This is a genomic window from Colwellia sp. SU-HH01217, assembly GCF_057543495.1.
On the sequence record NZ_BAAJLX010000006.1, the window covers coordinates 181093 to 206850 of the forward strand.

Below are 25758 nucleotides of genomic sequence, written 5' to 3' on the forward strand. Positions count from 1 at the left end.
AGAGTGTTGGGGAAATTTTTTGCGCGCTATCTAGTCAAAACATCGAGCTTTGTTGATTTATATCAATTGAAGAGAGTTTTTCAACGCACAGAAGAAAAATTCGTGAATGTATAAAGAAATAAAGCACTAATTTTATTGGCTTAGTTCACTAGTTATGTGCTACTTTTTAAAGAGTATTTAAGGATAACAAGGTAAATTACATGGCCACAGAAAATGCGTTATACACTATTTTACTCGAAAAAATAAAACAAGACGCTTTAGTACTTCCAACATTACCCAAAATTGCTTTACAAGTAAGAACCGCTGCTGATGATCCTGATGTAAATTTAAGCCAGATGGCAGAGATAATTAGCCACGATGCTGCACTTTCGTTAGGTATGCTTAAAGTATCAAATAGCGCCTTATTAGGTCGTTCTATAAAGGTTGAATCAGTGCATCAAGCCGTGACACGCATTGGCTTAAGACAAATTAAAAGTATTGCCACAGCGATGGCTATTGAACAAGTTTTTGTTTCTGAAAACGAAATCGTTTCGATGTATTTGAAAAAAACATGGGAAAAAACGATTAATGTCGCCTCGGTTGCCATTAGTTTAATTACGTTTTATTTACGAGATAACAAACATAGTCATTTAACGTTAGACACCTTAACTCTTGCGGCTTTAGTACATAATGTCGGGGTGTTACCCATATTAACTGAAGCTGAAAATCACCCTGATATTTTTGCTAATCCAACATTTTTGCAACAAGCAATTGGTAAACTCTCGTCTAAGATAAGTGCAGCAGTAACTTATGCTTGGGGGTTTTCAGATGAGTTTATTGAAATTGTCGAAAGTTGGAGTGATTTAACCGTTTTACCTCAAGATGTGCATTATTTAGATTTTATCCGTGCAGGGGCTATTTATCATGGTGTATTTAAAAATGAAAATACCCGAGGAGTACTTTTAAATAACTATGTTAATAAAGGTATTATGCCGGATGAAAATTTCATGCAAAGTGAGGATTTTGTTGAGATGGTTGCTAATGTTAAAGCAATGTTTACTTAAATATCTTGAAACTTTGTAGATAAATAAAACGCGAATGCATGTTTAGCACTCGCGTTTTATTTTAATGGTATATTGATAAATTAATCTTTATCTAAATAGCTTTCCGTGGTTAAGCTAAATTCAGCTAACAAGGCTGTAATAAAGCGATTAAGTTCTCCTGCCATTAAGATAAAGTCGGCATCTAAACGCGCCACTACATCATCACTGTCGATATCTTCATTTTGATCTTGTATTACATCAAAAAACTTCAAACGCTTAACTGCTAAGTCGTCACATAAAATAAATGAAAGTGATTCATCCCATTCAAGCGCTAATTTTACAACATACTTGTCTGCGTCAAGGTGCGATTTTATTTCATCACTGCCTAAATCTTGGTTTTTAACTCGAACAACAGCACCGTCATCGCCTAGTGCGTTAAACTCAGCCTCCATACCTAGTTGAAATTGACCACCTAAATTGTGCTCAGTTAACCAGTCTGTCATGGTTTCATCTGGTGCAGTATCTGGTGTAAAACTGGTGACAGGCAATGTACCTAGGGCTTTTCTCAGTAAAGCTAAAAAGTCTTCTGCTTTACCGCGGCTACTAGTGTTAATAACGATCGTGTTGTTTTCAGGGCTAATAAAAGCTTGTGTATCACTAAAGCGTGAAAAAGCTCTTGGCAGTAGTTCAAAAATAATGTCTTCTTTAAATTGCTCTTTCTCTTTTTTAGTTGCTGAGCGGCTTTGTTCGTTTTCAAGTTGAGTAATTTTTGCTTCCAACATATCTTTAATTACTGGTGCTGGGAGAATCTTTTCTTCTTTACGAGCACACAATAAAAAGTTGCCACTTCCACCATGAACCGTAGTCTCACCATGTTTACCAAGTGCGTTCACCCAGCCAAAGTGTGATAATTCAGTTGAGCCACACGGAGTAAATAGGTGCTCAGATAAATGCGCTTCAAGTTCTTGTTCTGTCCATTTGAAAGGTTTGGTGAAGGCGAAAAAGTAAAGGTTTTTGAACCACATATATTGTATTCCTGTATCTTGAATTGTTAACTATATAACAGTTGGCATTTAGCTGACGGGAGTTAAGAATTGGCTATCATACATCAATTGCATGAAAAAATAATACAACAAAATGATTTCTCATAAATTATTTAAGTTTACCGCATTGAATCAAATTCTATAGTGTAACTTAAGCCTTCACCCACTTTACTTTGAGCGTTAATTTTACCATTAAGCGTATCGGTCACTAAGTCATGCACGATGTGCGTTCCAAGACCAGATCCGCCTTGAGTCGCTTTAGTAGTAAAGAAAGGTTCGTATAGTTTACTTAGTTGTTCTTCAGTTAATCCAACGCCATTATCTTGATATGCAATAATAAGTGTTTGATCGTGTAGCTTAATGGAAATGTCGATAACCCCTTGCTCAATGTTTTCAAAGCCATGAATTATCGAGTTTATAATTAAGTTTGTAAAAATTTGGGCGATTGCTCCTGCGTGCCCATAAATTTCTACGTCTTTAGCACAATCTATATTAATGATGTGATTAGCTTTTTTAAGTCGTGGCCTTAATGATTGAATTATTTCGTCAAGGTATTTCGCCATGTTTATCAGCCGTATTTTGTCACTGATTTGATCAACGGCAATTTGTTTATAACTGGTCATTAGATCAGAAGCACGGGTTAAATTATTGGTTAGTAATTCAATACTTTGCTGGGCATTATTTACAAAGTCATCAATAGATCGTTTGGTTACTTTCTGTTCTTCAATATCACTCGTTAAGTTAGTAAGTAAATCTGATAAGTAGCTAGTTGAGGTAATACTTACCCCTATTGGTGTATTAACTTCGTGTGAAACTTCAGCAGATAAGTTTCCTAAAGATGCCATTTTTTCAGATTCAAGTAAGCGTTTTTTGGCTTTATTTAACTCTAGTATTGAGCTTTTTAGTTCTTTATTTGTTTCGGTTAAGGTTTCTTCAGTTTTTTTACGACGAGCATTTTCTGCTTGAAGTTGAGTTTGTTGTTGTAGCAATTCTCTTTGTTGAACTTCCATATTAAGCATGGTTTTACTTAAGCTTGACGTTTTCTTTGCAACTTCTTGCTCTAAAATAAGGTTATGTTCATCTAACTTCTCATTACTTTTTTTAATTTCGTTTTGTGCAAGCGCAAGTTGTTCTTTGTGGGTGACTAATTCATCAATTAAATTATTATATGCGTCTTCGAGTACGTTAAGTTCATTCTTATTTTCGAACGTCGATCTCAATTCTGCGGAATGTATTTTGGAGGCTTCAGGATCTTCTGGATCAATTTGCTTTATTTGTTCTGTCAGTTCATTAAGTGGTTGAGTCAGTAACTTTTCAAAAGCTAAAGTGAACAAAAATATAAGAAATGCCGTTTTTAACATAGCATTACCTACCAAGAAATAAATGCCGACTTCTATGCGGTTAAAAATTTCTTGGTTACTCGATAATAAAGTAACTGTGCCGACACGGGTAGTGCGTCCTGAAAATTCAAAAATCAGAGGGAAAGTATGACCAAAAACCCCTTCAACTGATGAGCTAATCGTTAAATGCTCAGTTTGGTGGTTTTCATATTCTACATGTAGATCGTCTGCATCTACCACTGTACCTAGTTGCGCCACAACTTGTTTACTTTCATCGGTAATGCTAATACCTTTGATCATAGGGATTGCAACTAACCCTTCTGCAATATCAATGGCTTGTTGAGTATTAAGCTCCCAAACAGCACGGGTTAAACTACCGCTGAAGGTTTTTTCAAGAATCAGAAGCTCATTATTAATATGCGATTTTGTATTATAATATTCAGCAGCAATCTGAATACAAGTTACACTAAAGGTTAAGATGAAATAAAAAGAAAGGACACGCGTAAGTAGCTTACGTGAAATACTAGTCACTTTCATAGTGCAAGTCTTCTAATGGAGTTGTGAATTATATTATTCATCTTAAAAACAATTACCTATTAAACTTAACGTTTATATGACTTTAGTTTTATCAAAATTATAACTACCAGTTAAGCATAACAAGTTGAAACGGTAAATAAATAATCAACATGGAAGGTGAAAATGTCAAAATATATTCATAAATCTGTAAAAAAAATGTCTTTTGTCACAAAAGTGTCATAGTTAACTGGCACACTTTTGCAAAAATTAACCACTAGCCCTACATTAAAATATTGTTAAGGTAAGAAAATGAAATTTATTAAAAACACAATAGCACTGGCTTTTTGTTCAGCTTTTATTCAACCTGTTAGCGCTAATGAAGCTGTTGAATTTTATGGCAAGTTAAACATCTCTTTACAAGCTGCTGATGAAAGTGGTGACTCTTTCACTGAGTTAAAAAGTAATGCTTCTCGGGTTGGTGTTAAAGGGAAATATACCCTTGATACCAGTTATGCTTTAGAAGCTATTTATAAACTTGAGTGGCAGGTGAATGTTGATGACGATGATAAAGATACATTAACAGCAAGAAACCAGTGGGTAGGATTAAGAGGTGGATTTGGTGAGGTTATGATCGGTCGAGCTGACACTACGCTAAAAGTTTCTCAAGGTAAGTTTGATTTGTTCAATGATTATGAAGGTGATTTAAAGCATCTTTTTATCGGTGAAAACCGTGTTACAGATTCATTAACCTATAAATCCCCCGTTTATAATAACTTTCAGTTTTTAGCGAGTTATATTTTATCAGAAGATAAAGACCAAGCGGATCCCTATTCAGTTGGTATTGCATTTGGTGACCTAGACTTAAAAGAGACTGACTTTTTTATATCGATTGCTCGTGATGAAAATATGCCGACAAAATTAGAAACCAATGGGGTGAGTGAAACGTACTATTTAGCGAACACTCGGTTAACGGGTATGTATAAGTTTGGTGATTTACGTGTAGGTGGCATCCTAACTCAATCAGAATTAACTGAATCAGGTAAAAGCGAAAATGGTTACGCGGTTAACGCCTCTTATAAAATAGGCAAGTTACTCACCAAAGTGCAATATCAAGAATTTGCTGATGCTGACTCAATAAGCATTGGTGCCGACTATAAGTTGGGTAAAAACACGAAAGTATTTACTTGGTACACTGACCGTGATGAGTTAGTAGGAAAGAATAATGAAACAATCAAAGCAGCATCGCAAGGTAGTTACTTTGCGGTAGGTATGGAACAAAAGTTCTAATGAAATAGTCAATACTTTTACTTAACGATAAATGTAGAGGCATTATAAAGAACTCAATCCAATACAGGGCAACTGTATTGGATTTTTTATTTTAGAGGGTAAAAGTTAAACCTTAATAAATATTTAATGTTATTATCGATTTGTCATAAAACTGTCATTAAAGTTTTGCACAATGATCTTACAAAATGTAATCAAAGGTAATGATTACCATCGATTGTTAGTTTAGGAAGTTGACATGAGTAGACAAATATTAGTTATTGAAGACGAAGCGCCGATCAGGGAAATGATCACTTTTGTATTAGATCAAAACGGTTTTGATGCGGTAGAGGCCGAGGATTACGATCAAGCCGTTGCTAAAATAAAAGAACCTTACCCAGACTTAATTTTACTCGACTGGATGCTGCCAGGCGGTACAGGTGTTAAGTTAGCAAAGTCTTTAAAGCAAAATGAATATACTCGAAACATTCCTATTATAATGTTAACCGCTCGTGCTGATGAAGAAGATAAGGTAAAAGGTTTTGATGCTGGCGTTGATGACTACGTAACTAAACCCTTTTCGCCAAAAGAGTTAATAGCTCGCATTAAAGCGGTCATTCGACGAGTTGCACCGACCTCTTTAGAAGAAGAGATTGAATTTCATGGTTTGAAACTTGATCCTGTATCTCATCGAGTTTCAATTAATGATGATAGTTTAGACTTAGGGCCTACTGAGTTTAGATTATTGCACTTTTTTATGACACATACCGAGCGAGTATACTCTCGTGAGCAGTTACTCGATAATGTTTGGGGCACTAATGTTTATGTAGAAGATCGTACCGTAGATGTTCACATACGACGTTTACGTAAAGCTATTACTGGTTGCGGTCATGAAGAGTTTATTCAGACAGTACGTGGTTCAGGTTATCGCTTCTCGGGTAAATTAAAGAAAAGTGCATAGCCCAACACTAACCAATCAACAATTATATCAATAGAACTCAATTATCTATGCCTTTTCAGTTATCTGTACAAACTGTTATTTTTCGCCTCGTGCTTATCTTATTGATTAGTGCTTTAACGGGGTGGTTATTCGGCTTTACTGTTCATGCACTGTTATTAGCTTGCACCGTTATACTCGTAAGCCACTTACGACACCTTTTTATGCTCATTGATTGGTTATGGCAGAGTAAAGCGATTTCGCCACCACAATCGACAGGCGTTTGGGGGAGAGTTTACGATGGGCTTTATCGACAAGTTAAACAACACCGCATTAAAACTAAAAATCTAACAGATAAAATTCGTCGTTTTCGAGATGGCGCAGAAGCATTGCCTGATGCCGCTTTGGTTTTATCTGACGATTTATCGATTCAATGGGGTAACAAAAAAGCGCAGCTGTTATTAGGCGTGCGTTGGCCGGGTGACTTAGGACAACGAATTGATAATCTATTACGAGCTCCTGAGTTTGTCCAATATTTAGACGACGGTATATATGAAGCGCCTTGTTCTTTACTTTCTCCTGTAAACAGTGATGTTCAACTAGAAATACGTTTAATGGCTTATGGCAGGGATCATATTTTATTGTTAGCTCGCGATATTAGTCATATTCATCGCTTAGAAGAAATGCGTAGAGACTTTGTGGCTAATGTGTCTCACGAGCTAAAAACTCCGTTAACGGTCGTACGTGGCTATGTAGAGATGATCCAATCAACAGAACATGCTCTTGATCCTCATTGGCAGAAAGCTTTCAACACAATTGAAGGGCAAGTTAGCAGAATGGATCGATTGGTGGAGCAACTGCTTAATTTGTCTAAAGTAGAGATTCAAGGTGAAATTGATAGCGCCCATGTGGTTGATATGCCCTTATTGATTAACACCTTAGTTGATGATGTAAGTTGGCTAAACCAAAAAAAACAACATGTTATTGAAAAAAATATTGATACGGATATTGGTATTGTTGGCATTGATACCGAGCTTAAAAGTGCATGCGCTAATTTATTGTCAAATGCAATTGCTTACACCCAAGCAAAAGGCATGATAAAAGTGAGCTGGCAAAAGCAAGGCAATAAAGCACAATTTATTGTTAAAGATAATGGACCTGGTATTAAACCTGAAGATATTAATCGTCTCACTGAGCGTTTTTACCGAATTGATAAGTCGCGCTCTAGAGATACTGGTGGCTCGGGTCTAGGTTTAGCAATAGTTAAACATGTTCTGCATCATCATAACGCCGAATTAGTGATTAAAAGCGATTGGGGAAAGGGAAGTGAGTTCTCTATTTTATTTGATGAAGCAAGCCTAGTGGACTTATCTGACGATGCTTAAGCAAATTAAGTATTCATGCATCAATTCTAGCACTTGTTAAAGTTCTGTCATATAAGTGTCATAAACAGGCAATATAACTGTCACAATTCCTTCTTATTATAGTAGCGAATAAAGTAACGCGAAAATCAAAAGAGTAATTTTCGCCACTCTCATCGGAGAAAAAAATGAGTATTAAACGTTTAATTTCAGTTATTGGATTAACTGCAGGAATCAGTTTATCTGCAGCTGCTGTAGATAAAGATTTACCTGAATATAAGAAAGTAAGTGGTGTTTCTGGAAACTTATCTTCAATTGGCTCAGATACGTTAGCAAATATGATGACCTTTTGGGCTGAAGAGTTTAAACGCACTTATCCTAATGTAAATATACAAATTCAAGCGGCCGGTTCGTCTACTGCTCCGCCAGCACTAACTGAAGCGACTTCTAATGTTGGTCCCATGAGCCGTAAGATGAAATCTCGTGAGATTGAAGCTTTTGAAAAACGTTATGGTTATAAACCAACAGCGGTTCGAGTGGCTATTGATGCGCTAGCCGTTTTTGTTCATAAAGATAATCCGCTAAAAGGTTTACGTATTGATCAAGTTGATGCTGTCTTTTCAAATAATCGAAAATGTGGTGCTAATAAAAATGTTGATCGTTGGGGCGACTTAGGGCTAACAGATGCATGGGTTGGTAAGGATATTCAACTTTATGGTCGTAATTCTGTGTCTGGTACTTATGGTTACTTTAAGAAGAAAGCGTTATGTAAAGGTGACTTTAAAAATACGGTAAACGAGCAACCAGGTTCAGCTTCTGTTGTTCAATCTGTATCAGCCTCTTTAAACGGTATTGGTTATTCAGGTATTGGCTATAAAACCTCTGGCGTGCGTGCACTCCCTTTATCTAAAAGAGATGACAACTTTATTGAAGCCAATATGGACAATGCTATTTCTGGTAAGTACCCATTGTCTCGCTACTTATATGTTTATGTAAATAAGCACCCTAATAAACCATTACTACCAATGGAAGCTGAATTTTTAAAATCAATTCTATCGAAATCAGGTCAGAAAATTGTTGAGAAGGATGGCTATATCCCACTACCTTCAAAAGTTGTTGCCAAAGAATTTAAAAAATTAGGTTTATCATTATAATTCGTTAAACCAATAAAGTTACAGCTTGTCTAAAATGAATAAAACCTAACTTAGTTAGGTTTTTTTATGTCTAAATTTTGAAAAATAACAATATTTAGAATTTTTATCGGTAGTTTGGGGTGTTAACCAAAACCTAAAAAGCTCGATAAGGCAATATAACCTTTTAAATAACGCTTTATTACTATAAGCTTTTCACCAAATTAATGGCGTAAAATAGGTTTTTAACATGAAACTAGAACAAGCATACCCTATTGGTGTGGCGGGCGAAAAATGGGGTGATAAAGAGAAAGCACAATGGTTGGCAATGCAATCTGTTAAGCGCAGTTATCAAGATGAAGTGTTAGCAAAAATTAACTTATTAGATGAACTGTATGATGTATCTAAATATGGTGCATTGTCTATCGATACAGAAAAATATCCGTTGTATATTGTGAAAACCAAAAGCTGGGATAACAATAAACCAACGATATTAGTTACTGGTGGCGTTCATGGTTACGAAACAAGCGGAGTACAAGGCGCTATTCGTTTTTTGCAAGTTAAAGCATTAGAGTATGTGAATCATTTCAATATTATTGTTGCTCCTTGTATCAGCCCTTGGGGCTATGAAACGATAAATCGTTGGAACCCAAAAGCCATAGATCCTAATCGTTCTTTTTATGATAATAGCCCTGCTGAAGAGTCGGCAGCGATTATGGCGTATTTTGCTGAGAATAAGGTTGAGGTTTTTGCTCACATCGATTTACATGAAACAACAGATACCGATAACTTAGTATTCAGACCGGCCTTAGCAGCTAGAGATGCAATAGTACAAAAGAACTGGAACATACCAGATGGCTTTTATTTAGTTGGCGATGCTTTAAACCCTGTTGATGACTTTCAAAAAGCAGTTATCGACTCCGTAGAGCAAGTGACACATATTGCGCCAGCGGATGATGAAGGCAAACTAATTGGCGTGCCCTTATCCCAAAGAGGTGTGATTAACTACGAAGCGAAAGCACTTGGTTTGTGTAGTAGTTTAACCAACTCGAAATATGGAACAACCACAGAAGCTTACCCAGACAGTCCTTTAGTTGATGATGAAAACTGTATTGTTGCCCAAGTAGCAGCTGTAACAGGGGCGCTTAATTTTTTAATGAATAAATAATGGTCAGGTTAAGCTGTTGCTATGCTGATTAAAGGTTATAGATGCTATTTATTATGTTCTTAAACTTGAGTTCGTGCTATTTTTCACCCAATTAAAAATTTAAAAAGTAAATTAAGGAATATTTCATGCCAAAAGCTAGTGAAATTAAAAAGAACGCAGCGATTGAATATAACTCAAGAGTATTAATCGTTAGAGACATTACTCGTTCGGTACCACAAGGCAGAGCAGGCGGAAGTTTATACCGTATGCGCATGTACGATGTAGTCACTGGCGGTAAAGTTGACGAAACATTTAAAGCAGAAGAAATGTTAAATTTTGCTGATTTAACACGTCGTCCTGCAATGTTTTCTTACATTGATGGTGAAGAGTACGTATTCATGGATAATGAAGATTACACGCCTTATAACTTGAATAAAGAAGCGATTGCTGACGAAGCTTTGTTTATTAACGAAGAAACTGAAGGGCTAAGTGTTATTATTATTGATGATGTACCAGTAGCTCTAGATTTACCATCAAGTGTTGAGTTAGTTATTTCAGAAACTGACCCGTCTATTAAAGGAGCATCCGCTAGTGCTCGTACTAAGCCTGCAACACTTTCTACGGGGTTAATTGTGCAAGTACCTGAACATATTTCTTCAGGAGATAAAATTAAAATTAATACCGAAGAACGTAAATTTATGGGGCGTGCAGACGCTAAATAAGTCGCTCTTAAGTTTTCCCTCTTTTTTAAACACTTAGCCAAATTCTATTGGTTAAGTGTTTTTATATATCTTTTTTTACTTGTCTTTTATTCGCTTAGAATAATCTTAGTCTTATAGTTAACCTGCTGTAACTGTTATTATTTTTCTGTTTTTATTTGCTAAAAAATTATCTGTCATTATTTTAATGAATAATTAATATGTGCTTTGTTACGATTAAAAAAACAACTAAAGTGTTACTTTTTGTTTGTTGTATGAAATAATACAGCCTGACTTACGTAATTAGGATAGGCTTGTGGCTCATAACGATAATCAAAATATTTCGACCAACACTGGAAATACCAACGAAGATCATCAAATAGCTCAGCAAAAATTAGCTGATGCGCATCAAGAAATTGCTGATTTAAAAATGCAGATTGCTTGGTTAGAGCGTTCTTACGAGTAGTTTTAAGATGAAGTATAGAAAGCCGAAATGTTAATAGCATTTCGGCTTTTTTGTTTTTTTATATACGAGTGGCGCCTCCTTTTTATCTTTAAATAAAATAGGTATTACTTGGAAGTCGTCAACCCAATGTGTTGTTCTTTGAAAGCGAGATGGATTATTACATTTTTGTTTTCGTTCGTTGTAAACTTATATTAAGGACTCATTATTGTTTAAAGCAAATATAAGTAAGCTTTTGTTATATTCTACTTGAGCCGTTAAACAATCTTAGCTAATGTGTCGTAAATTTTAATTTATCCACTATTATTAGGTTAACTATTCTGGTTATGGCTCCGCATATTTTTGTAATTGTTTTCTTTTTATTTCAAGTTTTAACGAGTAAGCAGCTGTTGGCAAATATTATTGATGAAACGGCTTTGATTGACTTGGTAAAAGTTGATAAATCTGAACGTAAAATGTATTTATTATCTAAAAATAAAGTGATAAAAGAATATCGTATCGCTTTAGGTGACGCGCCTAAAGGGCATAAAAATCAAGAAGGTGATGAAAGAACACCAGAGGGACTTTACACCCTTGATTATAAAAAAGAGGATTCTGCTTATTATCGGTCAATGCACATTAGTTACCCTAATCAAACCGATAGAGAGAAAGCTAAAAAGCTCGGTGTAAGTCCTGGCGGTTTTATTATGATTCATGGTCAAAAAAAGGAGCCTGGTCGGTTATCAAGCTATAGCAAACGCTTCGATTGGACAGATGGCTGTATTGCCATTTCTAACGACGAAATGGATGAGTTTATGCATTTAGTTTCAACGGGGACTTCAATACATATTGAGTGGTGATTTTTTAATTACTTATTATAAACAAACAATGAGGAGTTAACATGCAGTATCAAAACAAGCAGCCAGCTACCGTATTATTATTTGTAATAGGAATTATAATTTGTGGGATTATACTACTCTCTTGGGATAGTCCTAGTAATGTCTTATGGCCACCAGTGGTAATTTTAAGTGTGGTCGCCTACCTTTTTCATTCATTAACAATAAAAGTAACAGAAAGCGATATTAGTTGGTATTTTGGTCCCGGTTTTTGGAAAAAATCAATACCAATACAGCTAATTAGTGAAGTAAGAAATAAACCAACAAAATGGTATTATGGCCTAGGTATTCGTTATCTAGGTACCGGTTGGCTGTATACGGTATCGGGTACGCAAGCTATTGAGTTATCATTAAAAGATGGTACTAAAATATATTTAGGTACCAATGAACCTAATCATTTAATGGCAACAATAGAATCAAATATTGACGGTTAATCAACATAAATAATATTGCTTTTTTATTTATGTTTGTTGGGAAGTTAATGTGTTGCTTATTAATTAACAAGATAAGCCACCCCATTACATTGAATATAACTATGGCAACTTGCAGTGCTTCTATTGACTGCGCATGCGTCAAAAACAAGTGCATTACCACCAAGCTTTTGTGCTTGAACTGCCAAATCAGATATTAAAGCTTCTTTGCTTGGTTGGCGATCTCTGAAATCCATTTGACAGAAACTCGTATCTACATAACCAAGTTGCGTAGCTCCTAACTTCCAAACTTCATTATAGGTGTACCGCTTTACTACACTATTTCGAATAATGTTTTCAGCTTTTTTTTGAACATAAGTATCCGCATTGGAGTAAAATTTTGCGGTAGAGCAACCACTTAACATCCCTATTATTACTAGATAACAATATTTCATTAACTTTCCTTGATCGTTGTTCGCTTTTGTTGACTTGCGAATATTAAAATCACACTAAAACACCATTCAGAAATAGAGCAGGTAAGAAAAATATTGAGGAATATAAAATTGAACCTGAAACAACAATAGCGCACGAGTAAAACAATGCTTGAACGAAATACACTTTAGGCTGAACAGTCGCACTTTTTTTTATCGCATTTATACAAATAGTAAACTGAAGCTGTACGTGTTTAACTGCAGATTGAATACGGATAATAATTGGCTGGTAATAAAGCATTAAAAAACCAAAGACTAACTCTAAACCACCTAAATCTGCGAGAAAAATAAACTCGGGCGCAAATGGCACGGCAAGACACATTGCTGTAATAAATAAAAACTTTTGCAGAGCATTTAAATTTTGCCACATACGCTATACTTCCTTGTATTGATTGTTAGTTTAATAATGAGAACCTTGTTATTAATATCTTAACCAATATTATCCATAACAGTTATTTAATTTATATTAATCTCATAATAAACACCATCCAATTTCACCATCACCAAGGATTCACTTATGAAAAAGTTAGTGTTAAGTCTTATTGTTTTTCAGTGTTTTGTTTTAAATATAGCTTATTCGGCGCAAGTAAAGGCGATAAAAGCGAAAGGTTATGTCGATGTCGCCACGGGTAAATTAATAACCCCAGCTTTAATTTTAATAGAAAACGATAAAATTAAAGCGATTAACCCCAAAAAGCTCCCGTCGAATGTCAAAATGATTGATGTCGGTCATCGTATATTGCTACCGGGCATTATGGATATGCATACTCATCTAACGACAGATTACTTTACAGGGGATCATTGGACAACGGCAGCAGTTAGGGAAACTCCTGCTGACTGGGCATTACATGGTGTAAAGTTTGGTCGAAAAATGCTTGAAGCAGGATTTACTACCGTTAGAGATGCCGGAGCTTTCCCTGGGTTTCCTGATGTTGCATTAATGAATGCAATAGAAAACGGTAATATTGTTGGACCTAGAATGGTGCCAGCAGGTCATTATATTTCTATTACCGGTGGTCATTGCGATATTACTGGTTTTGCACCAAGTGTTATGGAGTTAGGCCCTAAACAAGGGATTGCTGATGGTAAAGCTGAAATATTAAAGGCTATTCGTTATCAAGCTAAGCATGGTGTTAAAGTAATAAAAGTGTGTGCAACAGCTGGTGTATTTTCCAAAGGTGATAGCCCTGGTGCTCAACAATACTCAGATGAAGAGTTAAAAATAATAGTTGAAGAAAGCGCTCGCCATGGATTAAAAGTCATGGCACATGCTCACGGCAGTGAAGGTATTATGGCTGCAGTTAAGGCTGGGGTTGCCTCAATCGAGCATGGGTCAATGTTAACAGTTGAAATTATTAAAGAGATGAAAAAAAGAGGCACTTTTTATGTGCCAACTATATACATTAACAATCTTCCTCTACCTCCTGAAACACCAGCTTGGACAGTAAAGAAAAATAACTACTTAAAACCTTATATTGAAAAAAGCTTTGTGATGGCTGTAGATAAAGGCATAAATATAGCTTTGGGTAGTGATGCTGGTATTATGCCTCATCAGGATGCAAGGTTAGAGTTTAATGCCATGGTAAGCCGTGGAATGTCGGAAGAGCAGGCATTACAAAGTGCCACCATAAATTCGGCAAATTTATTAGGTGTAACGGATCGGGGTCAATTAAAAGAGGGCATGCTTGCAGATATTATTGCTGTTAACAGTAACCCTTTAGATGATATTAAAGTAATGGAAAATGTTGCTTTTGTCATGAAAGGGGGAGAGATAGTTAAAGCAATTAACTAAAATTAAAAATCACTGACTTTTAAGAGAGGTAGCTGTAGTGGACTGCTAATTCCCACTTTTATAAGTTGATTTTATTTATACGAGTATTGCCCATGGTGTTAACTGGTGTATCAGTTAACAAACCTGTCATTGATTTGTCACGGCATTGTCATAATGAACTTCTATTCTTATCGCGAATTACATAACTGTTTAAGGTAAGAGGAAAGAACATGACAACACTTGATTGGTTTGATGAAGAAGAGTTAGAAACTGAACAAATATCAGCTTTTGAACAGCGTCAAAAAAATAAAGCGCGTAAAAGAAAGTGGCGAGAAATTGAAACCATAAAAGAAACACGCCGATTAAAACGTGAATTGGCCGACCTTAATGTACAGTCATGGTATTAATTTTTAATCGTAACTTTATTATGACCATATTGAATATTTAAGGGCTATTGTCCAATTAGCCCTTTTATATGAGCAACTACGCTACGGCCTAATGCACTTAAAGCATAACCGCCTTCTAATACCGATACAACTCGCCCTTTAGCATATTCCTTTGCGATATCTTTAAGCGCGCTACTTACCCAGTAATAATCTTCTTCAGTTAAGCTCATATGAGATATTTCATCTTCTGCATGTCCGTCAAATCCCGCTGAGATAAAGATAATATCAGGCTTAAACTTACGAAGAGCAGGGAGCCAGTCTTGGCTAATTGCTTCTCGAAAATCACCTCCTTTAGTTATTGAAGGTAATGGTGAGTAAATAACATTACTCGCGCTGCTTTTAAGGTTGGGTTGAGCTTGTTTTTCTGTTTCAGTAAAGGGATAAAGCGGATATTGAAAACTAGAGCAAAATAAGTACCCTTTTTTACCTGCGACAATATCTTCGGTGCCATTACCATGGTGAACATCGAAATCGACAATAGCAATGCGTTTGAGTTTGTATTTTTCTTTTGCATAAGCGGCGGCAATAGCGACGTTATTGAAAAAACAAAAGCCCATCGCTTCATTACGTGTAGCGTGATGCCCAGGTGGGCGTGTTGCACAAAAAGCAGAAGAAACCGTTTCAGCCATGACTAAATCTACCGCATTAATTGCAGCACCTGCTGAATATAATGCAGATGATAAGGTGTTAGGCGTCAATACTGTATCACCATCAATTGAATAAGTGCCCTCAGAAGGCGAATTTTCAAATAGAGTATCAATATAATTTTTGTCGTGTGCTAATAAAAGTTGCTCACGTTCAATAGGAGTTGCATCATACTGACGAATAACATATTCAAGTCCACTTCGAATTAACTGATCTTGAATTGCTGACATACGCTGCGGTGCTTCAGGGTGGTGATCTCCCATATTATGATCACTACATTTATAATGTCCAATAACGCCTACTGGCATAATATTCTCTCTTTTTAATTTACTTCTTAGGTTTAGTTGATGCGTCAAGCGCTGACTCAAGTGATAACTCGAGATCAACCTCGTCCATATCCTCAGAATACTGTCTGGTAAAACCAAAATTTTCAAACACTTTTAGCATTGAGGCATTGTCGCGTCTAACACAGGCGATTAACTTTGATAAACCGCGCATTTTAGCAATTTTTGTCATTTCAGCTAACAAAGTAGTTGCCATGCCTTTGCCGCGTAGACTTTCTTTAATCACAAAAGCAACTTCTCCAGCGTTAATACTGTCAATAAAATAATATCGGCCAACAGCTTGGATAATTTCGCCTTTGTCTTTGTTTTCTGTAAAGCATAAGGCTAGATCAACATGCTGGTTAACACTGACTAAATTACAGGATTTTTCACGGGTCATTTGTGTTGCATGATGGTTATAACGCATCATCAGCGTTTCTTTATTGTGAGAATAAAAAAACTCTTGTAACTTGCGTTCATCGGCAGGCGCTAAGGCTCGTAAGATATAATTTACTTGGCCAAAAGTGAATTTCTTCATTTCAACTAAGCCAAGTTCTGGTACTGAACTAGGGCTTGCTTCTTGATACTCTGGCACCCAGTAATGTTTGCGTACATTGGCTAATAACTCGTCTCTGAATTTGGGGTGGGCAATTCTGATGAGCTCTAAGGCACGCTCTCTAATGCTTTTACCTTGTAAATAAGCGATACCATATTCGGTAACAACATACGCCACATGCCCACGTGAAGTTACCACTCCACCGCCTTCAGTGATATGAGAGACTATACGAGAAATTTTTCCATCTTTGGTGGTTGAGGGCAGAGCAATAATAGGCTTCCCTCCTTTACTCAATGAAGCGCCACGAACAAAGTCGACTTGGCCACCAATACCGCTGTAAAATTCATAACCGATTGAGTCTGAAACTACTTGGCCGGTTAAATCAACTTCTATAGCACTGTTGATTGAAATCATATTGTCGTTTCGCGCAATTTTAACCGGAGAGTTAACATGCTCTGAGGGATAAAATTCAACATGAGGGTTGCCGTCAACAAAATCATAAAGCCTTTGGCTTCCCATGCAAAAAGTGACCACAGCTTTACCTTTATGGAAGGTTTTTTTACGGTTATTGATCACGCCTTTAAGCATTAAATCGATAACACCATCTGAAAGCATTTCACTGTGAATACCTAAATCTTTATGGTTGGCAAGGTACTTTAAAACCGCTTCAGGAATTTTACCTATGCCAATTTGTAACGTGGCGGCGTTATCAACAAGCATGGCGACATATTGACCAATTTGTTCTGTAATTTGATCTAATTCATGGTGAGGTAATTCAGGTAAGGTTTGTTCAGCATTGATGAAGGCATGAATCTGGTTCAAATGCACAAAAGTATGGCCATTAGTTCTTGGCATTTTAGGATTAATTTGAGCAATAACATACTTTGCCGATTTAATAGCTGCAGAAGCAACATCAACGCTAACACCAAGGGAGCAGTAGCCATACTCATCTGGCGGGCTAACCATAACTAAAGCCACATCTAGCGGCAGAATATTATCATCAAATAACTTAGGTATATCAGATATAAAGCACGGAGTGTAATCTGCTCTACCTTCAGCAATTGCTTCTCTGATGTTTTTTCCGCCAATAAAAAAAGCATTCACTTTGAATAAATCTTTATGCTTTGGCTCTGCCCAAATATTATCAGATAAGGTAAAAATGTGTACTGCTTCAATATCGTGTAATGTTGCACTATTTGCAATTAAATCATCAATGAGTGCATTAGGGACGGCCGCATGAGAACCAATAAAAACTCTGTTGCCAGACTTTAAATAGTTAGACCAGTTAATCGTTGTGTGATCATCATTTTTATTTTTCATAAAACCATCTTTAATTTCCGTATGTTTAAAAAATTTTTGAGCGCTTTATTTATTAACTATTAATTACTGAGTATGCACTAATTAAGGTATTATTTTTTGATCAGTATCAAAAGCAATTAGGTTATACTTATCTCTTTCACACCTGTTTATTACAGCATATTTGAAATATCGTGTCGCAACAAAAAATATTTATTATCGGATTACCTCGCACCTCAACAACGAGTGTTTGCTTAGCTATGCTAAATTTGGGCTTTACTACAGCTCATACTGCTTATACGCATAAAACAATGGAGCAAGCACAAGTCATTGCCGATACTCCTGTATTTTGCGACTACCAAGCACTTGATAAAGCATACCCGAATGCTAAATTTATTTATTTAACGCGCAAAGCTGAGCTTTGGATCCCGTCTATTAAACAGTTATTACAACGCATGTATACTAATTTACAGCGCACGGATGGCGGTTTTAATCCTGTGTTAAAGCGTTGTTATAACAAAATATTCTCTGAGTTAACTGAAGAAAATATTAAACAAGACCAATTTTTATTGGCTTGTTACCAACGACATTTTCAAGGAGTTAAAGATTTTTTTAAAGGCCGTGAAAAAGATTTACTTATTATTGATGTCAGTGAAGCAAATAGCTATTGTGCTTTAGTCGAATTTTTAGCCCTTAAAGAAAGTGACAAGCCAATAGCTAGTCAGCAAAACTTTGAACATATAAATAAAGGGGGTAAAGTGACGGCTTGGAAAAAAGTGAAACATCCCTTGAAAATTGAAGCGACCATTAGAGGGCGAGTTGATAAAATAAGTTGATGGTCAACAAGCTTTCTTGTTATATGCGGTAATTGACAGTTAAAATTATCTCAGTAAAATTGCAGCCTAGCTGTCTTTTAAGTTAGGCCGTTAAAAAAACACCTTAAATTTACCCTTTAAGTAAACCACTTAAACTAATTCCTAAATAGAGCTCTTATGTTTGAATTAAAATACCAAACGCCTTTTGAATGGACTGAAGCCGTTTTAGCCGACTTCGATGCTTTTTTACAAGACCATGCTGCTGCGGAGAAAAAAGCATCAGGGATGGCGATGTCGATGTTATCTCATTATCAAGACCGTAAAAGGTTAGTCACAGAAATGGCTGACTTAGCTTTAGAAGAACTTATTCACTTTAAAGAAGTGCTTAAATTGCTTCAAGCACGTAATGTTGATTTATGTAACGACTCAAAAGATTTATATATTCGAGATATTCGCAAAGTATTTCGCCATGGGCAAAACGAATTTTTTCTCGATCGCCTACTTGTTGGGGCTGTGATTGAGGCTCGAGGTTATGAGCGTTTTTCATTAGTCGGCCAAGCTTTAGAGCCAGGAAAGTATAAAGATTTTTACGAACAAATTGCTGCCTCAGAAAAAACACATAAAAATTTATTTGTAGAGCTTGCCTATGAATACTTTGATAAATCAGAAGTTGATCAAAGATTAGAAGAAATTTTAATTGAAGAAGCTGAAATATGCGCAAAACTTCCCTTTAGAGCAGCATTGCACTAAAAATTTTGTTGGCTACAACATAACTGGCTCCTTATGAAAGAACGCTTTAATAGTTTAACATCTGAGTTAATTAATCAACGCCGAGTTGTGCATGAGCTGTGTCGGCAATTTTCAAGGAGTCCCAGTAAAGGTAATTTAAAACGCTTAAAACAAATTTTCCACGCATGTGGTGAACAAGTGATTATTGAGGGCGGTTTTCATTGCGATTACGGTGATAAAATATCTCTAGCCGATAGAATATTTATTAACATTAATTGCACGATTTTAGATGGCGGTAAAGTAACAATCGGAGAAGATTGCTTGATTGGCCCGAATGTTCAGCTTTTGTCTGTAAGCCATGACACTGATCCAAGGCTACGTTTAGCAAAGCATAACTATGCCGACGATATTACCATTGGCAATAATGTTTGGTTGGGCGCGGGGGTTATTGTTTTGGCTGGAGTGAGTATTGGCGATAATAGTGTTATTGGTGCGGGTAGTGTTGTGGTAAAAAGTGTGCCTAGTAATAGCATGTACGTTGGTAACCCTGCTCGAAAAGTTAAAACGCTTGATTAACCCATGAGTACTAGCTGACTTAATAAAATATTATCGAGTTACTCATAATTTCAATAAACTCAATTAACAAAGAGCATACAATGTTAGAAAAAGATTTAATAAAAACAATTCAGCAACAACCTGAACAGGTTAGTTTTGATGAAGTTATGCAAGTTATCAATAACAACTACCATTATACACCTGCCAGCTTTATTAGTGGCGCACTAGAAAACAAAGCCTGTACCAATGAAGGTTCATGCAAAATATTTTCTTTTGCCAAAATTAACTCGCTAAGTAAAGATGAAACACTTGCCTGTTTTGGTAAATATTATCGTGAAGATGTGTTAAGCAGCCCCCAAGGGAGCGATCACGCTAATATTAGAAATTTCATCAATAGTGGTTGGGACGGGATAAAGTTTTTATCCCTTGCCCTAAAAGCTAAGTAGCTAAATAATTAAATAACCAGATGATGTAATCAGCCAGTGACTTAAAGCTAAGCAGCGTTTGCTGCTTTTAACGGTTCATTGTTAACGACAAAAGATAAGCCTAATTTTGCTGCTTTATCAAAACCGTCTTTAAGTACTTGATGATCAAGTAATTCGTTGTCTGAAACTGTTTCAACTTCTTCAATCACTATTTTGTCCCAACCAAGTTCGTTAAGATTACTTTCAATTGCGTCTAGGTTGTTTTCTAGTGATTCATCGGTAGAGAACATCGTTAAGATATGTCTTTCATCTTTTTTATAATGATTGTTTTCTACTACGCATTCTGCTGTACCGCTGATAATAAGCATGATAATTCCTTAAATTTCTTTAATGTTCTATAGTGATTATTAATAATAAATGCATGCAATAATTGAACGGTTGTCTACATATTAAACAAAACGTCAAAAAATTGTTATGCGTTATTCAGGTCGATTAATGCAGAAACTGTTCCAACTTTTAAGTGGTAACTTTATTTATGTATCCTCACTTTTTATCTAATTAGTATGATTGACCACAATTCATTGTCAGAATGACTATTTAATGAAGAATTTATTCACTACTTTTTAGCTAGTTATTTTAAATTTTTGAAAAGTAATGTTTTTTTATTTGGTTCGTTAATTGCTTTATTAAAACAAGAAAAAGCAAGAAACGTTAACAAGACTAGAAAAATCAAATAATTTGTTATGTATAACGTTCTCACAAATCATAATTTAAGGGAAATATATGAGTATTATCATTGAAGACAGACCGATAGAAGCTGTTCGAACTGAAGTAATAGATCAATTAATAATGAACTATAGCCATGGAGAACTTTCGTATGCGGCTTTTGAAAGACGCCTAGATCAAGCGATGGAAAGTCAGTGCAACAAAGAGTTGCTCACTTTAGTAGCGGACCTTACTTTAGAAGTAGATAAAGCATTTAATGATTCTAAAAAACAAAATACTACGGCAAACTTTGTGCCTGGCACAACGGAAGAAGTAGAAACTATTGTTAATGTGTTTAGTAGTTCAAACCGCGGTGGTCCTTGGAAAGTTGCAAAAGAAATACGATATTTTAGTATCTTTAGTGGTAGTGATATTGATTTTACCCATGCGCAGTTTAGCCAACCTGTGGTACGCATTAAAGTGTTTAGCTTATTTAGTGGTGATACCATTTATGTGCCTGAAAACATTAATGTAGTGTCTAAGGCTTTTTGTATTTTCGGTGGAGTTGATAATTCAGCACCTTGTATTGCAAATAGTGATGCACCGACGATCATTATTGACGGAATGGCTATTTTTAGTGGTGTGAGTATAAAAGTTAAACAAACATTAAAAGAACAATTTGTAAGTTTTGCTAATAGTCTTAAGAATATGTTTTCTTAAAGTGGTTATGAGCAATAAGCTAGGTTGATAGGGCAGCATTAGCGTTAAATAAAATCAATATTTAACGCTAATTATTAAACAGCCTTTAAAAGTGATTAAGAAATTACTTTAAGCAGTAAAACAAAGCAGAGTATCCAGTTGGCTAATAATAGAAGGGTGATAGCCTGCACGGGCTTTTTTATAAATAGTTATCGCTTGATTATTAAAACCATACTCATGAAGTGCACTATACAGTGGACGAACAAATTTTCCGCGACCTATCTTTATTAGGTATTTTTCAATGGCAGGTAACGCAGCGTCATAATGATTTCTCGTGGTGATCATAAACCAAGAAAAAGCAATTTCAGCATTGTTTGAATAAGTAAAATTAAAATGAGAATCCAGAGAGAAAAGTTGTTCGAGTGTTAATTTTTCAGGCAGTGTGGTTAAAAAATATTGCCAATGATGCACCGTCCAGCCTGATGTAGAAAGCTCTTCAATATCGACGCCTGTTAGCCATAACGATTGCGTTACTTTTACTTTATCTAAGCTGTCAGAGTGTGGTGCAACAAACCAGTCTGGCATACCCGTTTGATAGATCCAGGTTAGCAACTCAGCTTCAGTAATTTTACTTGGATGATCGTTAAGTAAGGTTTGCTTGGCATAGTTGACAAAGTCTTCAGTGGTAATTGCTTTAAAAGCAAAATGTTCAATATAGTTAAAAAGAAATTTATCAAAATCAGTTCGACCTAAACGATGTTCTAAGTCGTGAACAAACATTGATGCTTTATCGTAAGTAAATCGATCAAATGCATCATTTGGATCGCCATGTTGAACATTTGCCGTTACGGTTTGCATCTCTATAGGCGTAGTAAGTGCTTGTGCTGCTAAATTTCCGTATTCTAAAACCACTTCCAACTCCGCCATTTCTTTTCCGTAAATAGCTTCAACAATTCGATTAGTGAAATAGGTGGTGAAACCTTCGTTAAGCCATAAATCTCGCCAAGTGGCATTGCTTACTAAATTACCTGTCCAAGAGTGTGCAAGTTCATGGGCGACAGTAGATACAAGGCTTTTATCTCCGGTAATAAGTGTGGGTGTCATAAAAGCGAGTCTAGGGTTTTCCATACCACCAAAAGGGAAGCTAGGAGGGAGTACTATCATGTCATAACGACCCCAGCGGTAAGGTCCTAAAATAGACTCAGCCACTTGGATCATCTGTTCAGTGTCTTCAAACTCTTTTACTGCAGACTCTAGCATTGCTGGTTCAGTATAAATGCCGCTGTGTTTACCTATCTCACCAAACGCTAAGTCTCCACAAGCAATCGCCAGTAAATGTGTAGGAATAGCTTGTGGCATTTCGAAACTGAATTGTCCATTTAAAGGTGCGTCAGGTTTATTATCTGCACTCATAACGACTCGTAAGTCCTGAGGCGCTTCAATATTAGCGCTAAAGGTGACTCTTGCTTTAGGGCTGTCTTGAATAGGTATCCAACTTCTGGCATTGATCGGTTGCGATTGACTAAAAAGGTATGGGTGTACTTTACCTAGTGTTTGTCTTGGCGTTAACCATTGTAAACCTTCTGCACAGGGGGTTGTGTGGTAATCAATTCGAATTTTTTCAATAGGCAAGGGAGTTTGTATAATAAGTTGTTGGCCTAAAATTTTGTCTGCTTTTGCAAGTTCAAAGTGTAATATTTGGCCATTGTTATCGGTGATTTTCTCAATAGTCAGATCACGAGTATCAAGGATAACTTGGCTAAATCCTTGTTCTGTCTGAGACTGAAGTGACAATTCTACGTTGCCAGATAATTGCTTATGATTAAAGTCGACCCGTAAATTAAGCGCAAAATGAACAACCTTAACTTGGGCGGTATTTGCATAAGAGTGATAATCGTGAGAGAAGTCTAGTTCATCAAGTTTGTTTGAACTGTTTGATTTCTTATCATCGTTAAAATGTTCAGTGCTGTTTAAATTAAATTCCATCATAAATACGGTTATAGTTACAATTGTATATTTTATACCTTTATAATATCTGATTTATTAATAGATTTGTAGGGCTTGGTTTATATTTACTGGCTATCGGTTATAATTGTTTTGTTAATTTTACTACACTCGTATTAACAGTTTTCAATAACCCTAGCAACTCGCAGTAATTCACCACAATAGGAATGTTTATGCGCTTTCTTTCTCGACGATTAGTTATGCCCAACGATTTAAATTATGCAAACTCACTTTTTGGCGGTAGGGCCTTAGAATGGATTGATGAAGAAGCCGCTATTTATGCGATTTGCCAACTAGAAACTAACTGTTTAGTGACCAAGCATATAGGAGAAATTAGTTTTGAGTCTCCTGCAATGCAAGGTGATGTCGTCGAGTTTGGCTTAGTGACTAAAAGAGTCGGTAAAAGTTCTATTACAGTAACGTGCTTAGTGAGAAATAAGGCAACAAAGAAAACTATTTGTTTAGCTGATGATATTGTATTTGTCCAAGTTGATCCTGACACACGTTTACCTATGCCTCATGGAAAAAACCTGCAAGGGTTAGAGAAGCAATTAGCAGAAGAAGTTAAAAGCTTAAATATTTAATTATTTGTATAACTTGAGCGTGTTAGAGAAAATTGCATTCACGCAGGTACATGTGAAAATTCAACACGCTTTAGTACTAACCGTATAATGGTCATGGCTTGTTTTAACTTTCTCATGGCATTAGAATTGTCGTTATAAAAAACTTTGAGAATGTTGAATATGTCTTCAGATACCTTAGGTACGAGTCTTTATTACAAACAACAAGAAAAAGGCTATCGCGATCGCGCACTTAAACTTTACCCTTGGGTATGTGGGCGATGTGCTCGAGAATTTGAATATTCAAATTTAAAAGAGCTGACGGTGCATCATATGGATCACGATCACACCAATAACCCAAACGATGGCAGTAACTGGGAATTGTTATGTATTTATTGCCATGACAATGAACACGCTAAATATACTGATCATGCAAATTATCAAACACAAACAAAAGCAGGGGCTGTTGAGCAAGATACAGCCACCTATAATCCATTTGCTGATTTAAAATCGTTATTAAAAAAGTAAGTAAGGCTTGAAGCAAGCCTTACTCTTATAACGCCGAGCAAACTTCGTCGATTGGACAAGTAATTGCCCAAATATTTTTATAACCTATGCGTTTGAGCTGTTCAGCTGCAAAAATAGCTCTAACACCGGACGCGCAATGAATAAAAATAGCTTGCTCATCATTTGGGTACAGCGTTGATACTTTCATTTCTAATACGCCACGTGGAATATTAACGGTTGCTGGCGCCACTTTTTCACTTACCTCGCTCGGCTCTCTAACATCTATAACGACGCCCGACATGGCTTGGCACTTTATTTTTGCTTCAGCGGCTGTCAGTAGGTTAACTCCCTGTTTGATTTCACTGATTAACGTTGGAATTTTAACTAGCATTTGATATTTCTCTTTTGTAGTGGAGTTGTTTCTGTACTTACATTAACTGCTAAGGCATTACTATTTTCTTAAGTATGAGTAATAAATAGTTATTACAGGGCAATAATACTAGCAACTTTTTATATAAGATTTTTCTATATTAGTGTTTACTAATTAAGTAATCAATAATAAACTAAAAATAATTGATGTACTTTAGGAATATTTATGAATGTTGATCCACAAGAATTGAGTAAAAATGCCGAGGAAATAGCGTTGCTACTTAAGCAGCTGGCAAATAAAAATAGGCTAATGATCTTGTGTTGTTTAACCAATCAAGAATTATCTGTGGGAGAATTAAACGCTCAAATTGATTTGTCGCAATCAGCATTATCTCAGCATTTAGCCAAGTTAAGAGACAATAAACTCGTAGCAACTCGTCGTGTATCTCAAACTATTTTTTATCGGGTAGACAACCCCAAATTAACGATACTTTTGAAAACATTGCATGAGGTTTATTGTAGTAATAATCAGCCAGCAAACGTTAATTGAGCAACACCTTTGTTGAACTAAAACTTTTATCAACATTGGCGTTGCTCGCACAAGCAATAAAAATAAATAATCATTAATCAAACTACTGATAAATAATAGGCACTGAG

29 protein-coding genes are annotated in these 25758 nt (G+C 35.9%); 20 read left to right on the forward strand and 9 right to left on the reverse strand.

What is annotated here, in order from left to right:
- Positions 1-200 precede the first annotated feature (200 nt).
- The gene (locus tag AC27G3_RS09990) at positions 201-1043 is read left to right on the forward strand and encodes an HDOD domain-containing protein (RefSeq protein ID WP_487121155.1); all 843 of its coding nucleotides are present in this window, start codon (positions 201-203) and stop codon (positions 1041-1043) included.
- An 80-nt stretch (positions 1044-1123) separates the two neighbouring features.
- Here AC27G3_RS09990 and rdgC read toward each other — a convergent pair whose 3' ends face one another.
- Both rdgC and AC27G3_RS10000 read right to left on the reverse strand, forming a co-directional pair.
- Complete coding sequence (gene rdgC, locus AC27G3_RS09995) at positions 1124-2047, reverse strand: recombination-associated protein RdgC (RefSeq protein ID WP_487121157.1); 924 nt, start codon at positions 2045-2047, stop codon at positions 1124-1126.
- A gap of 137 nt (positions 2048-2184) precedes the next feature.
- Positions 2185-3942, reverse strand: coding sequence for an ATP-binding protein (locus tag AC27G3_RS10000; protein ID WP_487121159.1), 1758 nt, complete (start codon positions 3940-3942; stop codon positions 2185-2187).
- Positions 3943-4230: 288 nt separating this feature from the next.
- On the opposite strand from AC27G3_RS10000, the gene AC27G3_RS10005 reads away from it, so the two are divergent.
- The 9 genes from AC27G3_RS10005 to AC27G3_RS10045 all read left to right on the forward strand — a co-directional run bounded on the left by AC27G3_RS10005 (position 4231) and on the right by AC27G3_RS10045 (position 12229).
- A complete protein-coding gene (locus AC27G3_RS10005) occupies positions 4231-5208 on the forward strand; it encodes a porin (protein ID WP_487121161.1) in 978 nt (325 codons plus the stop codon).
- 235 nt (positions 5209-5443) lie between these two features.
- Positions 5444-6145 (forward strand): phosphate regulon transcriptional regulator PhoB, encoded by a 702-nt coding sequence (phoB, locus tag AC27G3_RS10010; protein WP_487121163.1) that lies wholly within the window; start codon positions 5444-5446, stop codon positions 6143-6145.
- A 47-nt stretch (positions 6146-6192) separates the two neighbouring features.
- A complete protein-coding gene (phoR, locus tag AC27G3_RS10015; RefSeq protein ID WP_487121165.1) occupies positions 6193-7506 on the forward strand; it encodes a phosphate regulon sensor histidine kinase PhoR in 1314 nt (437 codons plus the stop codon).
- 164 nt (positions 7507-7670) lie between these two features.
- Positions 7671-8636, forward strand: a complete 966-nt coding sequence (locus AC27G3_RS10020; RefSeq protein WP_487121167.1) for a PstS family phosphate ABC transporter substrate-binding protein — start codon at positions 7671-7673, stop codon at positions 8634-8636.
- Between the two features lie 226 nt (positions 8637-8862).
- On the forward strand, positions 8863-9780 hold the full coding sequence (locus tag AC27G3_RS10025) for a M14 family metallopeptidase (protein ID WP_487121169.1): 918 nt from the start codon (positions 8863-8865) through the stop codon (positions 9778-9780).
- Positions 9781-9905: 125 nt separating this feature from the next.
- Complete coding sequence (gene efpL, locus AC27G3_RS10030) at positions 9906-10481, forward strand: elongation factor P-like protein EfpL (RefSeq protein ID WP_487121171.1); 576 nt, start codon at positions 9906-9908, stop codon at positions 10479-10481.
- Positions 10482-10773: 292 nt separating this feature from the next.
- Positions 10774-10923: a hypothetical protein gene (locus AC27G3_RS10035; RefSeq protein WP_487121173.1), complete on the forward strand. Its 150-nt coding sequence runs from the start codon at positions 10774-10776 to the stop codon at positions 10921-10923.
- 323 nt (positions 10924-11246) lie between these two features.
- Positions 11247-11759, forward strand: coding sequence for a L,D-transpeptidase family protein (locus tag AC27G3_RS10040; protein ID WP_487121174.1), 513 nt, complete (start codon positions 11247-11249; stop codon positions 11757-11759).
- A 41-nt stretch (positions 11760-11800) separates the two neighbouring features.
- Positions 11801-12229, forward strand: a complete 429-nt coding sequence (locus AC27G3_RS10045) for a hypothetical protein (RefSeq protein ID WP_487121176.1) — start codon at positions 11801-11803, stop codon at positions 12227-12229.
- Positions 12230-12288: 59 nt separating this feature from the next.
- Here the strand turns inward: AC27G3_RS10045 and rcsF are convergent, their stop codons facing one another.
- Together rcsF and AC27G3_RS10055 are read right to left on the reverse strand one after the other, a co-directional pair.
- Positions 12289-12660 carry an Rcs stress response system protein RcsF gene (gene rcsF / locus AC27G3_RS10050; RefSeq protein WP_487121178.1) on the reverse strand — a complete coding sequence of 124 codons (372 nt, stop codon included), beginning with the start codon at positions 12658-12660 and terminating at the stop codon, positions 12289-12291.
- 49 nt (positions 12661-12709) lie between these two features.
- Positions 12710-13066, reverse strand: coding sequence for a hypothetical protein (locus tag AC27G3_RS10055; protein ID WP_487121180.1), 357 nt, complete (start codon positions 13064-13066; stop codon positions 12710-12712).
- A gap of 147 nt (positions 13067-13213) precedes the next feature.
- Between AC27G3_RS10055 and AC27G3_RS10060 the strand changes: the two genes are divergently transcribed.
- Together AC27G3_RS10060 and AC27G3_RS10065 are read left to right on the forward strand one after the other, a co-directional pair.
- Entirely contained in the window at positions 13214-14488 is a 1275-nt protein-coding gene (locus tag AC27G3_RS10060; protein WP_487121182.1) for a metal-dependent hydrolase family protein, read from the forward strand.
- 209 nt (positions 14489-14697) lie between these two features.
- Entirely contained in the window at positions 14698-14874 is a 177-nt protein-coding gene (locus AC27G3_RS10065; RefSeq protein WP_487121184.1) for a DUF3545 family protein, read from the forward strand.
- Positions 14875-14918: 44 nt separating this feature from the next.
- Here the strand turns inward: AC27G3_RS10065 and AC27G3_RS10070 are convergent, their stop codons facing one another.
- Both AC27G3_RS10070 and AC27G3_RS10075 read right to left on the reverse strand, forming a co-directional pair.
- Positions 14919-15866 carry a histone deacetylase family protein gene (locus AC27G3_RS10070; RefSeq protein WP_487121186.1) on the reverse strand — a complete coding sequence of 316 codons (948 nt, stop codon included), beginning with the start codon at positions 15864-15866 and terminating at the stop codon, positions 14919-14921.
- A gap of 19 nt (positions 15867-15885) precedes the next feature.
- The gene (locus tag AC27G3_RS10075) at positions 15886-17757 is read right to left on the reverse strand and encodes a GNAT family N-acetyltransferase (RefSeq protein ID WP_487121188.1); all 1872 of its coding nucleotides are present in this window, start codon (positions 17755-17757) and stop codon (positions 15886-15888) included.
- A 236-nt stretch (positions 17758-17993) separates the two neighbouring features.
- On the opposite strand from AC27G3_RS10075, the gene AC27G3_RS10080 reads away from it, so the two are divergent.
- The 4 genes from AC27G3_RS10080 to AC27G3_RS10095 all read left to right on the forward strand — a co-directional run bounded on the left by AC27G3_RS10080 (position 17994) and on the right by AC27G3_RS10095 (position 20278).
- Entirely contained in the window at positions 17994-18569 is a 576-nt protein-coding gene (locus AC27G3_RS10080) for a sulfotransferase (RefSeq protein WP_487121281.1), read from the forward strand.
- A gap of 156 nt (positions 18570-18725) precedes the next feature.
- Positions 18726-19298 carry a MiaE family protein gene (locus tag AC27G3_RS10085; protein WP_487121190.1) on the forward strand — a complete coding sequence of 191 codons (573 nt, stop codon included), beginning with the start codon at positions 18726-18728 and terminating at the stop codon, positions 19296-19298.
- A 33-nt stretch (positions 19299-19331) separates the two neighbouring features.
- Positions 19332-19853 carry a sugar O-acetyltransferase gene (locus tag AC27G3_RS10090; protein ID WP_487121192.1) on the forward strand — a complete coding sequence of 174 codons (522 nt, stop codon included), beginning with the start codon at positions 19332-19334 and terminating at the stop codon, positions 19851-19853.
- An 80-nt stretch (positions 19854-19933) separates the two neighbouring features.
- The gene (locus AC27G3_RS10095; protein ID WP_487121194.1) at positions 19934-20278 is read left to right on the forward strand and encodes a HopJ type III effector protein; all 345 of its coding nucleotides are present in this window, start codon (positions 19934-19936) and stop codon (positions 20276-20278) included.
- A gap of 47 nt (positions 20279-20325) precedes the next feature.
- Here the strand turns inward: AC27G3_RS10095 and AC27G3_RS10100 are convergent, their stop codons facing one another.
- Positions 20326-20625, reverse strand: a complete 300-nt coding sequence (locus tag AC27G3_RS10100) for a hypothetical protein (protein WP_487121196.1) — start codon at positions 20623-20625, stop codon at positions 20326-20328.
- A gap of 415 nt (positions 20626-21040) precedes the next feature.
- Here AC27G3_RS10100 and AC27G3_RS10105 point away from each other — a divergent pair, with 415 nt between their 5' ends.
- Positions 21041-21682, forward strand: a complete 642-nt coding sequence (locus AC27G3_RS10105) for a DUF1707 domain-containing protein (RefSeq protein WP_487121198.1) — start codon at positions 21041-21043, stop codon at positions 21680-21682.
- A gap of 108 nt (positions 21683-21790) precedes the next feature.
- On the opposite strand, the gene AC27G3_RS10110 is transcribed toward AC27G3_RS10105, so the two are convergent.
- Positions 21791-23650 (reverse strand): M1 family metallopeptidase, encoded by a 1860-nt coding sequence (locus AC27G3_RS10110; RefSeq protein ID WP_487121200.1) that lies wholly within the window; start codon positions 23648-23650, stop codon positions 21791-21793.
- Between the two features lie 188 nt (positions 23651-23838).
- Here AC27G3_RS10110 and AC27G3_RS10115 point away from each other — a divergent pair, with 188 nt between their 5' ends.
- Together AC27G3_RS10115 and AC27G3_RS10120 are read left to right on the forward strand one after the other, a co-directional pair.
- Positions 23839-24249 carry an acyl-CoA thioesterase gene (locus AC27G3_RS10115; RefSeq protein ID WP_487121202.1) on the forward strand — a complete coding sequence of 137 codons (411 nt, stop codon included), beginning with the start codon at positions 23839-23841 and terminating at the stop codon, positions 24247-24249.
- Positions 24250-24408: 159 nt separating this feature from the next.
- Complete coding sequence (locus tag AC27G3_RS10120) at positions 24409-24753, forward strand: YajD family HNH nuclease (RefSeq protein ID WP_487121204.1); 345 nt, start codon at positions 24409-24411, stop codon at positions 24751-24753.
- Positions 24754-24778: 25 nt separating this feature from the next.
- On the opposite strand, the gene AC27G3_RS10125 is transcribed toward AC27G3_RS10120, so the two are convergent.
- Complete coding sequence (locus AC27G3_RS10125) at positions 24779-25123, reverse strand: rhodanese-like domain-containing protein (RefSeq protein ID WP_487121206.1); 345 nt, start codon at positions 25121-25123, stop codon at positions 24779-24781.
- Positions 25124-25327: 204 nt separating this feature from the next.
- Between AC27G3_RS10125 and AC27G3_RS10130 the strand changes: the two genes are divergently transcribed.
- Complete coding sequence (locus AC27G3_RS10130; RefSeq protein ID WP_487121208.1) at positions 25328-25651, forward strand: ArsR/SmtB family transcription factor; 324 nt, start codon at positions 25328-25330, stop codon at positions 25649-25651.
- Positions 25652-25758 lie beyond the last annotated feature (107 nt).

What these genes read in the sequence shown, in the direction of transcription:
- AC27G3_RS10040 (WP_487121174.1), top strand. Translation starts at nt 11,247, where the DNA reads ATGGCTCCGCATATTTTTGTAATTGTTTTCTTTTTATTTCAAGTTTTA.
- AC27G3_RS10120 (WP_487121204.1), top strand. Translation starts at nt 24,409, where the DNA reads ATGTCTTCAGATACCTTAGGTACGAGTCTTTATTACAAACAACAAGAA.
- AC27G3_RS10060 (WP_487121182.1), top strand. Translation starts at nt 13,214, where the DNA reads ATGAAAAAGTTAGTGTTAAGTCTTATTGTTTTTCAGTGTTTTGTTTTA.
- AC27G3_RS10115 (WP_487121202.1), top strand. Translation starts at nt 23,839, where the DNA reads ATGCGCTTTCTTTCTCGACGATTAGTTATGCCCAACGATTTAAATTAT.
- AC27G3_RS10080 (WP_487121281.1), top strand. Translation starts at nt 17,994, where the DNA reads ATGCTAAATTTGGGCTTTACTACAGCTCATACTGCTTATACGCATAAA.
- AC27G3_RS10065 (WP_487121184.1), top strand. Translation starts at nt 14,698, where the DNA reads ATGACAACACTTGATTGGTTTGATGAAGAAGAGTTAGAAACTGAACAA.
- AC27G3_RS10110 (WP_487121200.1), bottom strand. Translation starts at nt 23,650, where the DNA reads ATGATGGAATTTAATTTAAACAGCACTGAACATTTTAACGATGATAAG.
- AC27G3_RS10125 (WP_487121206.1), bottom strand. Translation starts at nt 25,123, where the DNA reads ATGCTAGTTAAAATTCCAACGTTAATCAGTGAAATCAAACAGGGAGTT.
- AC27G3_RS10095 (WP_487121194.1), top strand. Translation starts at nt 19,934, where the DNA reads ATGTTAGAAAAAGATTTAATAAAAACAATTCAGCAACAACCTGAACAG.
- AC27G3_RS10105 (WP_487121198.1), top strand. Translation starts at nt 21,041, where the DNA reads ATGAGTATTATCATTGAAGACAGACCGATAGAAGCTGTTCGAACTGAA.
- AC27G3_RS10025 (WP_487121169.1), top strand. Translation starts at nt 8,863, where the DNA reads ATGAAACTAGAACAAGCATACCCTATTGGTGTGGCGGGCGAAAAATGG.
- AC27G3_RS10130 (WP_487121208.1), top strand. Translation starts at nt 25,328, where the DNA reads ATGAATGTTGATCCACAAGAATTGAGTAAAAATGCCGAGGAAATAGCG.
- rdgC (WP_487121157.1), bottom strand. Translation starts at nt 2,047, where the DNA reads ATGTGGTTCAAAAACCTTTACTTTTTCGCCTTCACCAAACCTTTCAAA.
- AC27G3_RS10070 (WP_487121186.1), bottom strand. Translation starts at nt 15,866, where the DNA reads ATGCCAGTAGGCGTTATTGGACATTATAAATGTAGTGATCATAATATG.
- AC27G3_RS10020 (WP_487121167.1), top strand. Translation starts at nt 7,671, where the DNA reads ATGAGTATTAAACGTTTAATTTCAGTTATTGGATTAACTGCAGGAATC.
- AC27G3_RS10075 (WP_487121188.1), bottom strand. Translation starts at nt 17,757, where the DNA reads ATGAAAAATAAAAATGATGATCACACAACGATTAACTGGTCTAACTAT.
- AC27G3_RS10000 (WP_487121159.1), bottom strand. Translation starts at nt 3,942, where the DNA reads ATGAAAGTGACTAGTATTTCACGTAAGCTACTTACGCGTGTCCTTTCT.
- phoR (WP_487121165.1), top strand. Translation starts at nt 6,193, where the DNA reads ATGCCTTTTCAGTTATCTGTACAAACTGTTATTTTTCGCCTCGTGCTT.
- rcsF (WP_487121178.1), bottom strand. Translation starts at nt 12,660, where the DNA reads ATGAAATATTGTTATCTAGTAATAATAGGGATGTTAAGTGGTTGCTCT.
- AC27G3_RS10005 (WP_487121161.1), top strand. Translation starts at nt 4,231, where the DNA reads ATGAAATTTATTAAAAACACAATAGCACTGGCTTTTTGTTCAGCTTTT.
- AC27G3_RS10045 (WP_487121176.1), top strand. Translation starts at nt 11,801, where the DNA reads ATGCAGTATCAAAACAAGCAGCCAGCTACCGTATTATTATTTGTAATA.
- AC27G3_RS10100 (WP_487121196.1), bottom strand. Translation starts at nt 20,625, where the DNA reads ATGCTTATTATCAGCGGTACAGCAGAATGCGTAGTAGAAAACAATCAT.
- AC27G3_RS10090 (WP_487121192.1), top strand. Translation starts at nt 19,332, where the DNA reads ATGAAAGAACGCTTTAATAGTTTAACATCTGAGTTAATTAATCAACGC.
- efpL (WP_487121171.1), top strand. Translation starts at nt 9,906, where the DNA reads ATGCCAAAAGCTAGTGAAATTAAAAAGAACGCAGCGATTGAATATAAC.
- phoB (WP_487121163.1), top strand. Translation starts at nt 5,444, where the DNA reads ATGAGTAGACAAATATTAGTTATTGAAGACGAAGCGCCGATCAGGGAA.
- AC27G3_RS10055 (WP_487121180.1), bottom strand. Translation starts at nt 13,066, where the DNA reads ATGTGGCAAAATTTAAATGCTCTGCAAAAGTTTTTATTTATTACAGCA.
- AC27G3_RS09990 (WP_487121155.1), top strand. Translation starts at nt 201, where the DNA reads ATGGCCACAGAAAATGCGTTATACACTATTTTACTCGAAAAAATAAAA.
- AC27G3_RS10085 (WP_487121190.1), top strand. Translation starts at nt 18,726, where the DNA reads ATGTTTGAATTAAAATACCAAACGCCTTTTGAATGGACTGAAGCCGTT.